The 17,282-nt window shown below is 63.8% G+C and carries 12 protein-coding genes; 8 read left to right on the forward strand and 4 right to left on the reverse strand.

All coding sequences use genetic code 11. The annotated features are described in order from the left end of the window. Nucleotides 1-3: 3 nt before the first annotated feature. The 3 genes from CGL56_RS00780 to CGL56_RS00790 are packed head-to-tail and all read left to right on the forward strand — an operon-like array spanning nt 4 to nt 6,232. On the forward strand, nt 4-1,485 hold the full coding sequence (locus CGL56_RS00780; protein ID WP_099104596.1) for a GH3 auxin-responsive promoter family protein: 1,482 nt from the start codon (nt 4-6) through the stop codon (nt 1,483-1,485). Nucleotides 1,486-1,537: 52 nt separating this feature from the next. Then, nucleotides 1,538-3,778: a glycoside hydrolase family 3 N-terminal domain-containing protein gene (locus tag CGL56_RS00785; protein ID WP_099104597.1), complete on the forward strand. Its 2,241-nt coding sequence runs from the start codon at nt 1,538-1,540 to the stop codon at nt 3,776-3,778. A 9-nt stretch (nt 3,779-3,787) separates the two neighbouring features. Further along, nucleotides 3,788-6,232, forward strand: a complete 2,445-nt coding sequence (locus CGL56_RS00790) for a zinc-dependent metalloprotease (RefSeq protein ID WP_167641530.1) — start codon at nt 3,788-3,790, stop codon at nt 6,230-6,232. A 9-nt stretch (nt 6,233-6,241) separates the two neighbouring features. On the opposite strand, the gene CGL56_RS00795 is transcribed toward CGL56_RS00790, so the two are convergent. After that, nucleotides 6,242-7,795 (reverse strand): amidohydrolase family protein, encoded by a 1,554-nt coding sequence (locus CGL56_RS00795; protein WP_099104598.1) that lies wholly within the window; start codon nt 7,793-7,795, stop codon nt 6,242-6,244. A gap of 144 nt (nt 7,796-7,939) precedes the next feature. Here CGL56_RS00795 and CGL56_RS00800 point away from each other — a divergent pair, with 144 nt between their 5' ends. Genes CGL56_RS00800 through truB form a run of 3 tightly spaced genes read left to right on the forward strand, consistent with a single transcriptional unit; the run spans nt 7,940 to nt 9,799 of the window. Then, the gene (locus CGL56_RS00800) at nt 7,940-8,275 is read left to right on the forward strand and encodes a DUF3098 domain-containing protein (RefSeq protein WP_099104599.1); all 336 of its coding nucleotides are present in this window, start codon (nt 7,940-7,942) and stop codon (nt 8,273-8,275) included. A gap of 3 nt (nt 8,276-8,278) precedes the next feature. Then, nucleotides 8,279-9,073: an undecaprenyl-diphosphate phosphatase gene (locus CGL56_RS00805; RefSeq protein ID WP_099104600.1), complete on the forward strand. Its 795-nt coding sequence runs from the start codon at nt 8,279-8,281 to the stop codon at nt 9,071-9,073. 9 nt (nt 9,074-9,082) lie between these two features. Continuing rightward, nucleotides 9,083-9,799: a tRNA pseudouridine(55) synthase TruB gene (gene truB / locus CGL56_RS00810; RefSeq protein WP_099104601.1), complete on the forward strand. Its 717-nt coding sequence runs from the start codon at nt 9,083-9,085 to the stop codon at nt 9,797-9,799. A gap of 3 nt (nt 9,800-9,802) precedes the next feature. Here the strand turns inward: truB and glpK are convergent, their stop codons facing one another. From glpK to CGL56_RS00825, 3 genes are all read right to left on the reverse strand, one after another. Then, a complete protein-coding gene (gene glpK / locus CGL56_RS00815) occupies nt 9,803-11,290 on the reverse strand; it encodes a glycerol kinase GlpK (protein WP_099105487.1) in 1,488 nt (495 codons plus the stop codon). A 55-nt stretch (nt 11,291-11,345) separates the two neighbouring features. After that, nucleotides 11,346-12,566, reverse strand: a complete 1,221-nt coding sequence (locus CGL56_RS00820; protein WP_099104602.1) for a glycosyltransferase family 4 protein — start codon at nt 12,564-12,566, stop codon at nt 11,346-11,348. A gap of 99 nt (nt 12,567-12,665) precedes the next feature. After that, nucleotides 12,666-14,486: a M1 family metallopeptidase gene (locus CGL56_RS00825; RefSeq protein ID WP_099104603.1), complete on the reverse strand. Its 1,821-nt coding sequence runs from the start codon at nt 14,484-14,486 to the stop codon at nt 12,666-12,668. Nucleotides 14,487-14,851: 365 nt separating this feature from the next. Here CGL56_RS00825 and CGL56_RS00830 point away from each other — a divergent pair, with 365 nt between their 5' ends. Both CGL56_RS00830 and CGL56_RS00835 read left to right on the forward strand, forming a co-directional pair. Further along, a complete protein-coding gene (locus tag CGL56_RS00830) occupies nt 14,852-16,060 on the forward strand; it encodes an AAA family ATPase (RefSeq protein ID WP_099104604.1) in 1,209 nt (402 codons plus the stop codon). Next, the gene (locus tag CGL56_RS00835) at nt 16,026-17,276 is read left to right on the forward strand and encodes a vWA domain-containing protein (protein WP_099104605.1); all 1,251 of its coding nucleotides are present in this window, start codon (nt 16,026-16,028) and stop codon (nt 17,274-17,276) included. The genes CGL56_RS00830 and CGL56_RS00835 overlap by 35 nt, the downstream gene beginning before the upstream one ends. Nucleotides 17,277-17,282 lie beyond the last annotated feature (6 nt).

The raw sequence follows: 17,282 nt of genomic DNA on the forward strand, positions 1-17,282 counted from the left end.
GCCATGAAATCCGTCCTGCTCCGCCCCTACGCCACCATCGTCCGCCGCCGCCTGCGCCACCGCGCAGCCCTGGCCATCGAGTTCCAGGAGGAAATCCGCCAGGACCTGGTGCGTACCGCCCGCGACACCCGCTTCGGGCAGGACCACGATTTCGGGGCCATCCGTTCCCACCAGGATTTCGCCGAGCGGATCCCCATCGGGGACTACGAGGCCTTCCGGCCCTACGCCGACCGCATCAAGGCCGGCGATGCCGACGTGAGCTGGCCCGGACGGCCCCGCTACCTGGCCAAAACCAGCGGCACCACCAGTGGGGTGAAGTACATACCCCTGACCCGGGAGAGCCTGCCCAACCACTTCGGTTCGGCCCGCAATGCCCTGTTTAACTACGTAGCCGAAACGGGGCACGCCCGCTGGCTCAACGGCAAGATGATCTTCCTGAGCGGCAGCCCCGAAATGGATAACACGAACGGTATCCCGACCGGGCGGCTCTCCGGCATCGTAAACCACGAGGTTCCGGCCTGGCTGAGGACCAACCAGCTGCCGAGTTATGCGACCAACTGCATCGAGGACTGGGAAACCAAACTAGAGGCCATCGTCGATGAAACCCTCCATGCGGACATGCGACTCATCAGCGGGATACCGCCCTGGGTGCAGATGTACTACGAACGGCTACTGGCCCGCAGCGGCAAGTCCACCATCAAGGAGTTGTTCCCTAACCTGGAGATGTTCGTCTACGGCGGGGTCAACTTCGAGCCCTACCGCGAAAGCCTCGAAAGGCTGGTCGGGGCACGCATTCCCAGCGTGGAAACCTATCCGGCCAGCGAAGGCTTCATTGCCTTCCAGGACAGCCAGACCGAACCCGGCCTGTTGCTGAATACGGCCAGCGGCATCTTCTTTGAGTTCGTTCCCACGGAGGACATGGGGAGCGACCGCCCCCGCCGCCTAACGCTGGGGGAAGTGGAAACTGGCGTGAACTACGCCCTCATTCTGTCGTCGACGGCGGGGCTATGGGCTTACGATATTGGCGACACCGTCGAGTTCGTCAGCCTGTCTCCCTACCGCATCCGGGTCACCGGGCGCACCAAACACTTCATATCCGCCTTCGGAGAGCATGTCATCGGTAAGGAGGTGGAAGCCGCCCTGCGGGCCGTGGCCGACCGCCACCGGGTGGAAGTGACTGAGTTTACCGTTGCCCCCCAGGTGGCGCCCCCCACCGGGCTGCCCTACCACGAATGGCTGGTGGAATTCGGCCGCCCACCGGAGGACGCCGAGCGCTTCGCCGCGGACCTGGACCGCGCCATGGTGGAGCAGAACCTCTACTACCGCGACCTGATCGAGGGCAAGATCCTGCGCCCGCTGGTGCTAACGTCCCTCCCCGCCGGGGCCTTCCGTCGGTGTATGAAAGAGAGCGGCAAGCTGGGGGGGCAGAACAAGGTCCCCCGGCTATCGAACGACCGCAAGATCGCGGATCGACTGGGCACGTAGCCCGGGGCATTACGGGTGATTGTTTAGCTTAGCGGCGAACCATCCGCCTCCTATGCGCACCCAGTTGACCCTGCTTCTTGCCCTGATCCTTTGCACCTGCGTCCGCGCCCAGCCCGACTTTTCCTTCCTCACCGACGAAGAAAACGCCTTCGTGCGGTCGGAACTTCAGCGGCTCACGCTGCGGCAGAAGGCCGGGCAGATGACCCAAGTGGCCGTGGACCTGGTGTTTGAGGGACCAACCTACGTGCTGACCGTACCACCGGTGTTCAGTGAAGAGCGGCTGAACCGGATCGTGGGGGAACTCGAAATCGGCTCGCTGCTCAACGTACCCAGCCGGTCCATCCCTACCCCGGAGGAATACCACGATTACATCGGCCGCCTGCAAGCCAAGGCGATGGAAACCACCGGCATCCCCATCCTTTACGGTCAGGACGCCGTCCACGGGGCCAACTACGTACGGGGCTCCACCCTCTTCGCCCAACCCCTCGGCGTGGCGGCTTCCTTCAATACGGAACTGGCCCGCGAGCTGGCCCGCATCACCGCCTACGAACTGAAGGCCGCCAGCATCCCCTGGAACTTCAGTCCGGCCATGGACGTGGGGCGCCACCCCGCCTGGCCCCGCACCTGGGAGAGCTTCGGCGAAGACCCCTACCTGAACCAGCAATTCGGCCTGGCGATGCTGCAGGGCTACCAGCAGAACGACGTCGCCGACCGCCACAGCGTGGTGGCCTGCCTGAAACACTTCACGGGGTACGGCGCCCCCCGATCGGGTCACGACCGTACCCCCGCCTACCTGCCCGAACGTCAGTTGCGGGAGTACTACCTCCCGCAATTTCGCACCGCGATCGATTCCGGCGCCCTGACCGTCATGGTCAATTCCGGAGAGATCAACGGAGTACCGGTGCACACCAGCAAGGAGCTGCTCACGGACATCCTCCGCGGCGAGCTCGGTTTCGAGGGACTGCTCGTTTCCGACTGGCAGGACGTGCGCTATCTCTACGAGCGCCACAAGGTGGCAACCAACCTGAAGGAGGCCGTGAAGATGGCCATCGACGCCGGACTCGACATGAGTATGACCGCCGTAACGACCGATTTTCCGGAGATGGTGGTGGAACTGGTGCAGGAAGGCGATCTCAGTGAGAGCCGCATCGACACCTCCGTAGCCCGCATCCTGGCGGTAAAGGTGGCGCTGGGACTTTACGAAAAGCACCTCTGGGACCCCGCGGAGTTTCCGGATTTCGGCAGCGAGAAGTTTGGCCGCAAGGCCCTGCAGTCGGCCGAGGAAGCCATCGTATTGCTGAAGAATGACGGCCTGCCCCTGCCGATTTCCCCCGAAAAGCGCATCCTCGTAGTTGGCCCCACGGCCGACAACATGCGGAGCCTCAATGGCGGTTGGACCTACAGCTGGCAAGGTGAGAAAGCGGACGATTACCTGGCGGACTACCACACCATCCGGGAAGCCCTCGAAATTGAATTTCCGGACCGGGTCACCTACCTGGAAGGGGCCAGCTTTGATACCCTGAAGAACGTGGACGCCGCCGTGACCGCGGCCGAGGAGGTGGACATCCTGGTCGTCTGCCTCGGAGAGCTGTCCTACACCGAAGACCCCGGCAACCTCAACAGCCTGATCCTGCCGGAAGCCCAGCGCAACCTCTTCCAACAGCTGCACGCCACTGGCAAGCCCATCGTGCTGGTCATGGCCGCGGGCCGTCCCCGCCTGATGAGCGGAATGGCCAACCGGTCGCGGGCCGTCCTTTTTGCCCCCTACCCCGGCCCCCGCGGGGGCGACGCCATTGCCGGCATCCTCTCCGGGCGGGTCAACCCCAGTGGCCGCCTGCCCCTCACCTACCCCCGCCACCCCAACGCCCTGCTGAGCTACGACCACAAGGCCACCGAGGCCCGCAACGGGGGCTTCAATCCCCTCTTTGAATTCGGCGCCGGCCTGAGCTATACCGACTTCCGCTACAGCGAACTCGAACTGAGCAGCCGGGTGATGAACCCCGACGACAGCCTGGAGGTGAGCCTGCGGGTCACCAACGAAGGCGACCGGGCGGGGAAACACGCCGTACTGCTGTTCACCTCCGACCTCGTGGCCAGCGTGACGCCCAGCGTAAACCGACTGCGCAAGTTCACAAAGCTCCACCTGGAGCCCGGCGAATACCGCGACATCACTTTTACCCTCACCCCCGAAGACCTCTCCTTTATCGGCCGCGACAACCGCCCCGTTACCGAGCCCGGCACCTTCCGCATCACGGTAGGCGAGCTGAGCGAAGAGTTTGACTACGAAGACTAAATCCTGACCATGCGCTTTCTTTCGCCCCTGCTTCTGCTGGGACTGACCGCCTGTTTCTCTCCCCGGGCAACCGCACCCTCTGCTTCGGAAACCACCCAGGCTCCGGCCCCGGAAGCAACCATGCCTACCCCTCCGAAGAAAAAGGCCAAATTCAAACCCTACGCCGAGGTTATCACCCCGGAAGCGGTAAGCGACGAAGGGCTCTTCACGGTGCACCGGGTCGAGGAGGATTACTTTTTCGAAATCCCCTTCGCGCTGTTCAATCGCGACCTGCTGCTCGTGACCCGCATCGCCAAGATTCCGGCCGAGCTCGGGGGCGGCTACCTGAACGCCGGTTCCAAGACCAACGAACAGCTCGTCCGCTGGAACCGCGTCGGCGACGACGTCCACCTCACCTCCGTTTCCTACAGCAGCGTAGCCGACACTTCCCTGCCCATCAGCCTGTCGGTGCAGAACAACAACTACGCGCCGGTGGTGATGTCGTTCGACATTTCCACCTTCAATGCGGACTCCACCGCGGCCGTCGTCAAGGTGAACGACCTCTTCGTCAGTGACGTACAGGCCATTTCCGGCCTCAGCAAGCGGTTGCGCAAGGAATACGAGGTGCGGAGCCTGGACAAGGACCGCAGTTTTATCAGCCGCATGGCCAGCTACCCGGAGAATGTGGAGGTGCGCCACGACATGACCTACGTAGCCAACGACCCGCCCTCGAACGCCCGTACCGGCACCATCAGCATGCAGCTCAGCCAGTCGATGTACCTCCTCCCCGAGCAGCCCATGCAGCCCCGCTTGTACGACGAGCGGGTGGGCTGGTTCACCGTGGCACAGGTAGACTACGGGTCCGAAGCCCTAAAGGCAGACGAAAAGCGGTACATCAAGCGCTGGAAGCTGGTTCCAAAGGATCTGGAAGCCTACGCCCGGGGAGAGCTGGTCGAACCCCGGGAACCCATCGTTTACTATTTGGACCCCGCTACTCCGGAAAAATTCCGTCCCTACTTCCGCCAGGGCATCGAAGACTGGCAGCAGGCCTTCGAAACCGCGGGCTTCAAGAACGCCATCGTAGCCCGCGACGCGCCTACCCCGGCCGAGGATCCGGACTGGAGTCCCGAGGACGCCCGCTATTCGGTGGTCCGCTACGTGGCCTCCACTACCCGCAACGCCACCGGACCCAGCGTGGTCGACCCCCGGTCGGGACAGATCATCGAGAGTGACATCATCTGGTACCACAACCACCTGCGCAGCTACCGCAACCGCTACCTGCTGGAAACCGGGGCGGCCAACCCCTCGGCCCGTACCCTCGATACTCCGGATGAGGAAATCGGCGAAATGATGCGGCGGGTGATCAGCCACGAGGTCGGGCACGCCCTCGGTCTGCCCCACAACATGAAGGCCAGCTACGCCTACCCCACCGACAGCCTGCGGTCTGCCAACTTCACCCAGACCTGGGGCCTGGCCTCCACCATCATGGACTACACCCGCTACAACTACGTGGCCCAGCCGGGCGACGAAGGCGTCCGTTGGGTACGAATGCTGGGTCCCTACGACGAATACGCCATCAACTGGGGGTATCGCTACCTGGCGGACGCGGATTCGCCCACCGCGGAGAAGGACAGCCTGAACGCCTGGATCGCGGCCAAGCAGGACGATCCCGTCTACCTCTTCGGGGGCTACAGCTCCTCCGACCCCAGCGCCCAGACCGAGGCCGTGGGCGATGACCCCGTGAAGGCCAGCAGCTACGGCATGGACAACCTCAACATCGTGGCCGAAAACCTCGCCGACTGGACAACGCGCTCCGGGGAGGACTACACCGACCTCGAGGAACTCTACGGAGAATTGCTGGGCGTGTGGTCGCGCTACGCCGCCCACGTCACCGCCCTCGTGGGTGGGATCTACGAGCAACCGCGCACCGCCGGTGAAAACGGCGTAGTGTACACCCACCTGCCCACGGACCAACAGCGGGAGGCGGTAGCCTTCCTCAACGAACGGGTATTCACTACCCTGGACTGGCTGATGCCGCGCCGCATCATCGCCAACATCGGCTCCGGGACCATCGTCGAACGTATGCGCCGGCTGCAGTCCCGTCAGCTCGATATTCTGCTGGACGAGGGACGGCTGCTGCGCATGATCGAGAACGAAGCCCTGAACGGCAAGGAGGCCTACACCGCCCCGGAGATGCTGGCCCAGCTGCGCCGCGGACTGTGGTCCGAGGCCGCCGCCGGTCGCCCGATCGACGTCTTCCGCCGCAATCTGCAACGCGCCCACGTGGCCCGGCTGATGGAATTGCTGAGTGAGGACAGCGGCCGCTCCACCGACGTAGCCGCCCTGGCGCGTGCTGAACTCAATGCCATCGCCCGCCTCGCGCGGACCGCCGCCCCCCGCTACCGCGACGGCATCGTGAAGTACCACCTGCAGGAAACCGTCGCCGGGATCGAAGCGACCCTGACCGCCAAGTAGGGGGATTGCCTACTCGGCTTTGGCTTCCCTTACCATGGCCTTAACCGCTTCCCGCAGTTTGATCGCGTCGTAGACGATGCCGTCCTTGACGGTGTAACGGATGCCTTCGGTGGTGGTCACCTCGTTGTCGTCCGTCAGCCGGGTCGCCCCCGTTCCGTAGAGCACCTTCAGGTCCGCCAGCGGGTTGTCGGCGACCAGCACGATATCGGCCAGTTTGCCGGCTTCGATCGTACCGATCTGGTCTTCCATACCAAGCCCCTCGGCCCCGTTGAGGGTAGCCGCCTGGATGACTTCCAGGGGGTGGAAGCCGGCTTCCCGCAGCAGCTCCAGTTCGCGGATGTAGCCGAAGCCGTACAGTTGGTAGATGTAGCCGGAGTCCGAGCCCGCGGTGACGCGCCCGCCCCGGTTTTTGTATTCGTTGACGAAGGTCATCCAGAGGCGGTAGTTCTCCTTCCAGTTCACCTCCTGCTCGGTGCCCCAGTGGTGCCAATAACTGCCGTGGCTTACCCGGCTGGGAGCGTAGAAGCGCATCAGGCTGGGCAGGGTATACTCGGCGTGCCAGTCGGCGTTCCGGGCCCGCATCACGTCGCGGTTGGCATCGTAGATGTTGAAGGTGGGGTTCAGGGTGAAGTCAAGCTCGAGCAGTTCGTCCATCACCGCATTCCAGTGGTCGCTGTAGGGTGCGGCGGCCTGCTGCCAGAGGTTGCCGGCCTCGCCGAAACGGTGGGCTTCGTTCTGGTAGTTGTAGTCGACGGGGTAGTCCTGTACCCGCCGGTCCTCGAACAGGGCCTCGGGCAGTCCGTACCAGTGTTCCATGGTCGTCAGTCCGGCCCGGGCGGAATGCAGGACGTTCCAGCGGCCCACGTCCATCTGGGCGTGGTGCATGGCGCTGCGCAGCCCCAGCTTGCGGTTTTCGTCCAGGGCGGCCTCCATCAGGTCGGGGCGGGCCCCGAAGAACTTGATGCCGTCGCTGCCTTTCTCCTTGTTCATCCTCACCCAGGTGCGGACTTCCTCGGTGGTGGTGAAGGGTTCCCTGCGCCCCATGCCGAAGCCGGTGTAGGCCCGGATCCGGGGGGCGGCAATTTCGTTGGCCGCGGAGCGGCGGCGGTGGTCAAGCGTCCATTCCAGTCCGTTGAAGCTGCCCGGCTCCCGCACGGTGGTGATGCCGTGACCGAGCCACAGCTTGTAGACGTAATCCGGCGTCGTACCCTGGGCGCGCCCTCCGGTGTGGCCGTGCATATCCACGAAACCGGGCAGGGCGTACATCCCCGCCGCGTCGATCTCCCGCCCACCCGGTTTCAGGGTCGGACGACCGGCTGAATCAATGGGTACTCCGGGAAACCCCACGGTCTGGACGGAAGTGATCCGGTTGCCTTCGATGACGATGTCTACCGGCCCGGCGGGGGGAGCCAGGTTGCCGTTGATCAGGGTGACGCCCCGGATGATGAGTTGCTCGTACGGTCCGGTCCCGAAGCGGTCTCCCCGGTCTTCGGCGTCCGACATCTGGGCGCGGCCGCGGGTGCAGAGGAATACCAGAAAGAGCAGGGTCAGGAGGCGCGTCATAGGGGGAGTTGTCGGAGTTGCGAGGGGGTTAAACCGGGCCGCTTCCGCCACCCGTTGGCTGCTAATGTACTATTGATGGCCGGTACGCGACCAAGGAGCCCCCGAATTCTATTACCTTCGCGGGGCCTAATGAATGAGCGAACCATGAGTAAACGGAAGAAGCAAAAAAGCCGCTCCGACAGCGCCCCCGCGCCGGCGGCCGAATCCGTTCGGGTAGTGGCCAAGCCCAAGACCAACGCGGTACCCCGCAGTGCGGCCCGCCCTGACAACGCCCTCGTCTTCGGACGCGATACCTACCTGTGGCTCGGAGGGGGCTTCCTCCTGATTGTCATCGGCTTTCTGCTCATGACCGGCGGCCGGGGCGACGACCCCACCGTCTTCGACGAAAGCGTCATCTACAGCTGGCGCAAAATCACCCTTGCCCCGATCATCATCCTTTCCGGTCTCGGCGTGGTGACCTACGCGATCTTTAAAAAGTAGCCAGTGCTAGAACTGTTTCGCGCCATCGTCCTGGGCATCGTCCAGGGGCTCACCGAATTTTTGCCCGTCAGCAGCAGCGGACACCTCGAACTGACCAAGTGGATCTTCGGCGACGAAAGCCTCGCCGGCGAGAGCATGCTGATGACCGTCACCCTGCACGCGGCCACCGCCCTGGCCACCCTTGTGGTCTTCCGCAAGGACGTGGCGGAGATCCTCCGCGACCTGTTCCGTTTCGAGTGGAACGGGGGCACCAGGTTCTCCGCCCTCATCGTGGTCAGTATGGTCCCCGCCGCCATCGTGGGCGTGCTCTATGACGATTTGCTCACCACCCTGTTCGACCGGCAGATCGTGCTGGTTGCTCTGATGCTGGTGGTGACCGGACTGTTGCTTTTCCTGGCCGACCGCGCCCGCCGCACCGATAAGGCCGTCGGCTGGTCGGATGCCATCCTGATCGGACTTTCCCAGGCCGTGGCCATCCTGCCCGGCATCAGCCGCTCGGGGGCTACCATTTCCACCAGTGTCCTGCTGGGGATCGACCGCGAAAAATCGGCCCGCTTCTCCTTCCTGATGGTGGTACCCCTCATCCTGGGCAAAATGGCTAAGGACCTTTTGGACGGGGAATTCACCGCCACCTCCTCCGCCCCGGAACTGATCGCGGGCTTCCTGGCGGCCTTCTTTACGGGCATTCTGGCTTGTGTGTGGATGATCAAACTCGTCAAGCGCGCCAAGCTGAAGTACTTCGCCTATTACTGTTTCACCGTTGCCCTGGTCGTGTTGCTGATCAGGTTCTTCGCCTAATCACCCCCTATGCTACCCGCCGCCACCACCCCACCCTTTCCTTTCGTGGAGGGCGCCCTGTTCCTGATCGACAAGCCCCAGGGCTGGACCAGCTTCGACGTGGTCAATAAACTGCGCTGGAAAATTCGCAAGCATCTGGGGATCAAGAAATACAAGGTCGGCCACGCCGGCACCCTCGACCCCATGGCTACGGGACTGCTCAGCCTCTGCGTGGGCAAGTGGACCAAACGGCTACAGGAACTTGAGGGGCTCGACAAGGAGTACACCGGCACCATCCGGCTGGGAGCCACCACCCCCTCCTACGACGCCGAAACGGAAATCGACGAGACCTATCCCACGGATCACCTTGACCTTGCCCTGCTCCAGCGCGCCGCCGCCGGCTTCCTGGGGGAAATCGAGCAGCTTCCCCCGGTGTACTCGGCCATCAAGGTGGACGGCCAGCCCCTCTACAAGCGGGCCCGCCGCGGTGAAAAGATCGCCGTGAAGCCCCGCAGCGTGCGGGTGGATCGCTTCGAGCTCTCCAATTTCACCGGAGAGACCGTCGACTTTACCGTTTCCTGCGGCAAGGGAACCTACATCCGCTCGCTCGCCTTCGACCTCGGAGAAGCCGTGGGTAGTGGGGGGCACCTCATCGCCCTGCGGCGTACGGCCGTTGGACCGTACCGCGTCGAGGATGCCTGGCAGCTGGAAGAGCTGCTCGAGGCCATCGGAGATCCTGCTTCCTGAGACCTAGCGGTCTTCCCAGGCCATGGTCCGCTGGATGGCTTTCTGCCAGCCCGCATACCGCTGATTGCGGTCTTCATCGCTCATGCCCGGCTTGAAGGCTTCGTCGAGTTGCCAGGTGGCCGCCAGGTCCTCCCGCTTCCAGAAACCCACCGCCAGGCCGGCCAGCATGGCCGCGCCCAGGGCCGTGGTTTCCACGATCCTGGGTCGCTCCACCGAGGCTCCCAGAATGTCCGCCTGGAACTGCATCAGGAAGTTGTTCGCGCTGGCGCCTCCATCGACGCGCAGCGTAGACAGCGGCATGCGGGCATCCTTCTGCATGGCCTCCAGCACGTCCTTGACCTGGTAGGCCAGGCTCTGCAGCGTAGCCCGTACGATGTGGGCCTTTGAGGTGCCGCGGGTCAGTCCGAAGATGGCGCCGCGGGCGTACATGTCCCAGTAGGGAGCGCCAAGGCCGGCGAAGGCGGGCACCACGTACACGCCATCGGTATCCTTGACCTTGGTAGCGTAGTATTCACTGTCCGGGGCCTCGTCGATGAGCTTGAGCCCGTCGCGAAGCCACTGAATGGCGGCCCCGGCGATGAAGACACTGCCTTCCAGGGCGTACTCCGTCTTGCCGTCGATTTCCCAGGCGATGGTGGTCAATAATCCGTGCTTGCTGGGTACGGCCTCTTCGCCGGTGTTGAGCAGCATGAAGCATCCGGTGCCGTAGGTATTCTTGGCCTGGCCGGGCTCGAAGCAGGCCTGGCCGAAGAGGGCGGCGTGCTGGTCGCCGGCCATACCCGCGATGGGCACTGCCGCGCCGAACAGTTCGGTGTGACCGTAGACCTCACTGCTCGATTTTACCTCAGGCAGCAGGGAGCGGGGCACGTCGAGCGTCTGCAACAGCTTTTCGTCCCAGTCGCGCTTGCGAATGTCGAACAGCATGGTCCTGCCGGCGTTTGTCACGTCAGTCACGTGGACTTTCCCGCCGGTGAGCTGGTATACCAGCCAGCTGTCCATGGTGCCAAAGCACAGTTGGCCCGCCTCGGCCTTCTGTCGCGCGCCGGGCACGTTGTCCAACAGCCATTTGATTTTGGTACCACTGAAGTAGGCGTCGATGACGAGACCCGTGGTCGAGCGGACGTGGTCTTCCAGCCCCTGGTCTTTCAGGGCGTCACAGAGGCCGGCCGTGCGGCGGTCCTGCCAGACGATGGCATTGTGGATGGGGCGACCGGTGGTACGGTCCCAGATCAGGGTGGTTTCCCGCTGGTTAGTGATGCCGATGGCCGCCAGGTCGCTGGCGGGCACCTTCGTGCGGTCGAGCAGTTCCCTCACTACCGTAACCTGGGCCGTCCAGATCTCGTCGGCGTCGTGTTCCACCCAGGCGGGCTGGGGGTAGTACTGGGTAAATTCCTTCTGGGCGGTGGCTACGATGGTACCCTCACGGGAAAAGAGGATGGCCCGGGAGGAGGTGGTGCCCTGGTCGAGGGCGAGGATATACTTCGGCATGATCACTTGGTGTGTGCCGCAATATATCAATTTAGCCCCGGGTCAGGGGCGATGGCTTTCAGGGGGTCGCCGCTACGGAATCCAGGATCTCGTGGTAGGTTTCCATCAGCTCCCGGGCAAGGACGCGGCGGTCGTAGTGCCGGCTGAAGGAAGCGTAGGCATTACGGCCAATCCCTTCCAGTTTGCGGCCCATACGGCAGCACTCCTCGATCACCTGGGCGAACTGCTCCGGCGTATCCGCAATGAACAGGTCGCGGCGGTTACGGGCCGTGATGCCTTCCAGCCCAACGGTGGTGGTCACGACCACGCGGCCGAGCGACATGGCCTCCAGGATCTTGGCCCGCATGCCCCCGCCGCTCAGCAGGGGTACGATGCTGATGCTGTGTGCCGCCACGAACTCGCAGCTGCTTTCCACCTCGCCGTGGACGATCACGTTGGCCATTTCCAGCTGCCGGATGCTGTGCGGCATGTTCCGGCCGGCAATGTGGAACTCCACCTCCGGGCAGCGGCGGTGGATCAGGGGCCAGACGTGGTGGAGGAACCACTGGAGGCCTTCCAGATTGGGAAGCCAATCCAGGGAACCAATAAAGTGGAGGTTGGGTGGCGCGGCAAAGCTGTCGTAGCGCGGCGGCCCACACTGGGTCTCCAGTCCGATGGGCAGCACGTAGGTCCGGCCCCGGCTTCCGAGTCGTTCGAAGTTGCGCTGGTCCCGCTGGGTGATGGGCAGCAGCAGGTCGTACTGGTTCAGCTGACTGCGTTCGTAGTCGCGCAACTGGCGGGTGATGTGGCGCAAATACCACCGCTTCGGGGCGAAGGAGATGTTGCGGCAGCACCGCTCCCAGATTTCGTGCTCCACGTTGTGGGACCGCATCACCACCTGGGCCTCGGAATGGAGGCGGATGGTGCGGATGTAGGGCGCCAGGTAAAGGGTTTCGAGCTGGACGATGTCGAAGTGCTCCTCGGTGAGCCAGGCTTCGAGCGCCTGGTGGTAGCTCGCCTGGTGGAAACGGCTGATGTGGTAGGAGGTGCCCCGTACCAGATTGGTAACGGCATCCAGGGGGCTGATCTGATTGTCCACGGCCACGGTACGCACCTCGCGGTAGTGCCCCATTTCCGCCGGCAGGTCAGTCCCGGCGAAAAAGTGCTTGGTGGTATTCATGGCCAGCAGGCTTACCTCGCACCCCAGTTCGCTCAGGCTCTTGGTCAGGCCGTGAATGGCCAAACTTTCGCCATCCTTGAGCGGGAAGGGAAATTTCTTGGTTAAGACAAGTAGTTTCATACCGAATAGGGCTGAGGTGTGGGTATTCTCTGCTGAGAGGATACCCACACCCCGGTGTTTCGTGGCCTCGCCGGAAAAATAAACCGTCCGGGGTCCGGTCTATTCCCAGGCGTTGTTGGCCGTATCGTCCTCAAACATGCGGCCCCGGGCGTTGAGTTCCACTTTCTGGATCAATTGCTTGTCATAATCCAACTCGAAGGTGTAGACCGGGTTGGTCCAGCCCCAGTCGGCCAGCACCGTCCAGTCGGCGGCGTAGTCCGGTTGCGGCTTCTCGCCGCGCAGAATCTCGGGGGCGATGTAGTAATACTTTTCCGTTCCGTCCTGCAGGGTGACGGTCACTTCCTGGGGCATCGGCATGCGACCCACGCGGCGCAAGGTCACCCGGGTAGTACCCGTGGCATCCAGGTCCTCCACGTCGGTCACAGCGTAGTCGGCGTAGTCGGTTCCGTTTACCCAGTATTCCCGGTACCAGTCGAGTTCCAAGCCCGAGCACTTTTCGGCTACCCGTACGAAGTCATTCGGGTTGGGGTGCTTGAACCGCCAGTCGTGGTAGTAGCGCTTGAGGGTACAGTTGAAGGCTTCTTCGCCGATGATGTAGCGGAGCTGCTCCAGGAACACCGCTCCGTTGACGTAGCTGGCTACGCTGTAGGCGGAGTTGGTGGCGAAGTGGTCGGCGTGCACCGTGAGGGGTTCCTGCAGTCCCGACTGCCGGAATCCGCGCAGGCTGGCGTAGGTACGGGCGTGGGGGTTATCGGCCACTTCTCCGCTGATGAGGCCCTTGGCGCGCAGGTGATTCATCACTTCGTTGGAAGCCCAGCTGGTGAAGCCCTCGTCCATCCAAGCGTAGAGCGCCTCGTTGGTTCCCATGAGCATCTGGTACCAGGTGTGCATGAGTTCGTGGACGCTCACGCCCACCAGGCTGCTCATCGAGCGTTCTCCGGTGATGAGGGTAGCCATGGGGTATTCCATGCCGCCGTCGCCGCCCTGGATGAAGCTGTACTGCTCATAGGGGTAAGGGCCATAGTGCGCGTTGATGAAGGCGAAGGCCTCGTCCATGATGGCGGGCAGGGCTTCCCAGTTTTCGGTGGTGGCCTCCCCGGGCTGGTAGTAGAAGTTCAGGTCGGTGCCATCATTCCGGGTCAGCTGGGTGTGGGTGTAGTCGGGGTCCGCCGCCCAGACGAAGTCATGGACGTTGGGTGCGATGAAGTGGTAGCTCACCTTGCCGTTGCCGGCGGCGGCGGGCTTTCCCTGCAGGTAACCGGTGCCGGCGACGATATACTCCTTGTCGATGTTGATGGTGACGTCAAAGTCGCCCCAGACGCCGTAGAATTCCCGTCCGATGTAGGGGTTGGCGTGCCAGCCCTGGTAGTCGTATTCCGCGAGTTTGGGGTACCACTGGGCCATGCTCAGGCGGATGCCTTCGGCGTTGTCGCGGCCGCTGCGGCGAATCTGCAAGGGCACCTGGGCGTCCCACTCCATGGTGAAGGTGGTGCTGTCGCCTGGCAGGATGGGCTCCGCCAGGGTCACTTCCAGGATGGTCCCCACGGTTTCGTGGGTCAGGGCAGCGCCGTCCTGCTGCAGGCTGTTCACCTTGATGTAGCCTATCTCGTCGGGCTGGAGGTTGCTGATGCGGTCGGCTACCCGCTCGTCGGCGTCGGGCAGGTTGAGGTTGCGCAGGTCCATCTGGCTGCCCGGCTGGAAGGCGTTGAAGTAGAGGTGGTAGAACACCCGGTCCAGGGTATCCGGCGAGTTGTTGAAGTATTTCAGCACCTGGGTACCGGTATACTGGTTCGCAACGGCGTCCACCTCGATGTCCATATCGTAGGCCGCCCGTTGTTGCCAGCGGTCGGGCTGGGCCGCAAGGAAGGCGGGAACGCAGGTGCAGAGGAACAGTAGGACGCGGAAGGATCGGGTAATCATTTGGTTAATTTGGGTTCTCGCGGGAAGTAAGACGTTTAGCCAACGTTCGCGGGCCGGAAAGTGCTGACCGTAACGGCCAATTTCACGCAATGGTAACAGAATTGGAGTAAATAGCCCGTTCAGGGAACCGGTTTTTCCCCTCCAAACGATTCCTGGCGGGGGTGGGCTTTCCAGATTTCCCGGCACCCGCGGCCGCGCCCCCCAGTTGGCCATCAGCCGGAGAGACCCTTCCCGTGACAAAGCTCACTTGGCAAGTTGGAGGCCAGGGGATTCCCCCTCCGCAGCACCATTGATAAAGCCCTCCCCCAAACAATTCCCGCCCCCAGCCCTTTATCCTCCACGCAAGCCAACCGCACCGCAATTCTATGGCCGACCCGCACGCCGCTCACCTTCCCCACGGGGCCGAAGCCCTGCTCGTGGCCCTGGCCACCCCCAGCCCCCAGGGCGAGACCGGGATACCCGTGTTGCTGTGGGGCCGCCCCGGAGTGGGTAAATCCAGTTTCATCGAGGGACTGGCCACTTCGGACCTGCGCGTGACTACCCTGATTGCTTCCATCCACGACCCCACCGACTTCAGCGGACTGCCCTTTCTGGAAAATGGCCGGGTACGGTACGCCACTCCGGAATGGGTGGAGGATTTCCGGGACACCACCGACGGCATCCTGTTCCTTGACGAACTCAGTACGGCCCCGCCCTCGGTGCAGGCGGCCCTGCTGCGGGTAGTCTTCGAGCGCAAGGTGGGCTTCACGGCCCTGCCGGCGGGCGTACGGATCGTGGCAGCGGCCAATCCTCCCGACCTGATGGTGGGCGGCTGGGAATTGTCTCCGCCCCTGCGCAACCGCTTCGTTCACCTCCAGTGGGACATCCCCGAGAGCCTTTACATCCGGTCCCTCACCGCGGGCTGGGATACCGCCCGGCTGCCCCGCATCGATCCCGAACAACACCGCGAACGGCTCTCCGACTGGAACATCCGCATCGGAGGCTTTCTCCGCTTACGGCCGGACGCCCTCCACGGCAACCCCGAGGAGGACGCCTTTGGCTTCGCCACGCCCCGCAGCTGGGACTTCACCGCGGCCCTGCTCGCCTCCTGCGACCTGCTGGGCTACCGCATCGACGACCGGGAAGGCCGGGGGCATACGGTGGTCCTGAACCTCGTCACCGGATGCCTCGGCGAGGCTACCGCCATCCAGTTGGTGGAACACCTGCGTAACCTTCGGCTGCCCGACCCCCTGGCCGCTCTACGAGGTGAAGCCGATGTCCAGGTAGGTGAACTCGACGACGCGGAGCTGTACGTCCTGTTCTACGGGCTGAACGCACGACTGCTGCCCCACCTTGGGGACGAACAGCTGCTACCCTATTCCCGGCGGTACCTGGAGCTGGCCGCGGCCGTTTTCCGGGATGGGCGCCGCGACGTCATATTCGTCCACCTCAAGGAACTCGCCCGGGCCGGCTGGCTGCCCCACCTGAGTTCCGGCAGCGCCTCGTCCCAGCCCGAATGGCAGGAGGTAATGGCCCTGGTGGGTACGATCTTCAGCGACGATGCCTTCAACGAATTCGTCGATGTCCTCGGCTGAGCGCAGCAGAACGGTGGAGCGGATCCGGTTTGCGCGCGCTTACGCCGCCGAACACCTGCCTTGGTTCGCTCCCGCCCTCTTCCGCTGCCGCATCATCCTGTCCACTGAGGTGGGCATTGCCGCCGTGGACCGCCACTACAATGTGTACTGGAACCCGGCGATCGTCGACGCGATCTACGGCCAAACAGACCGGGAACGGGCCCTCGGCGAACTCGCCTTTCTGTGGGTTCACGAGATCAGTCACCGGCTCCGGCAGCACGGCGAAAGGGCCACCGCGGCCGGGGTACACAGCGAAGCTTCCACCCGCCGCTGGAACGTGGCATGCGACCTGGAGATCAACGACGCCCGCTGGCGGGGCCTGCATATGCCCGCGGCCTACCCCGGACAACGGGCGGCAGCGTACGGCTGGGCCGACGGAGAACTGGCGGAAACCTACCATCAGCGACTCACGACGGACGCACCGACCACCTTCCCCCCGGATGAAGGAAGTGGCGTCCACGGTCAGCCGCGGCCATGGGAAACCGGTGAGGGGCAGGAGCTGACGGAGCTTGACGAGGCCATCCTGTGGCGGGAAGTGGCCCGCCTCACCCGGGAAGCGGCCGACCGCGACATTCCGGGTAGCTGGCGGGAATGGGCCGCTGAGGTACTCGGCAGCCGGATAAACTGGCGGCAGCGCCTGGGCCACCGCCTCAGCATCGCCCTGCAGCGCGGCCGGGGCATGCGTACGGATTACCAGTTCGGCCGCCCCAGCCGCCGGCAATCCGTATTCCACCCCCTCCTCCCCCCTACCCTGACCGGTGCCCGCACCGCCAACGTGGCCATCGTCGTGGATACCTCCGCCTCCATGCAACCCGTGGACCTCCAACACGCCCTGGCGGAAGTTGCCGCCGTCGTCCGCCAACTGGATGCACCGGTGACCCTCATCCCCTGTGACATGCAGGCCTACGAGCCGGTACGGATCATTTCCGAGCAAGAGGCCTTCCGCCTGTCCCACCTGCCCGGTGGAAGCGGTACCGATATGCGCGCGGGCTTGCGCGCCGCCCTGGAGCTGCAGCCCCGCCCCGACACCGTGCTGGTCGTGACCGACGGCATGACCGCCTATCCAGATCAGCCCTACCCCTTGCCGCTCCTCTTCGCCATCGTGGGGCGATCGGAGGATACCCAACGGCCACCGCAGCCTCCTTTCCGACCGGATCAGGTCGTGGACATCCGCTGAGTCCCT

This window comes from Neolewinella marina (assembly GCF_002631205.1).
Lineage (GTDB): Bacteria > Bacteroidota > Bacteroidia > Chitinophagales > Saprospiraceae > Neolewinella > Neolewinella marina.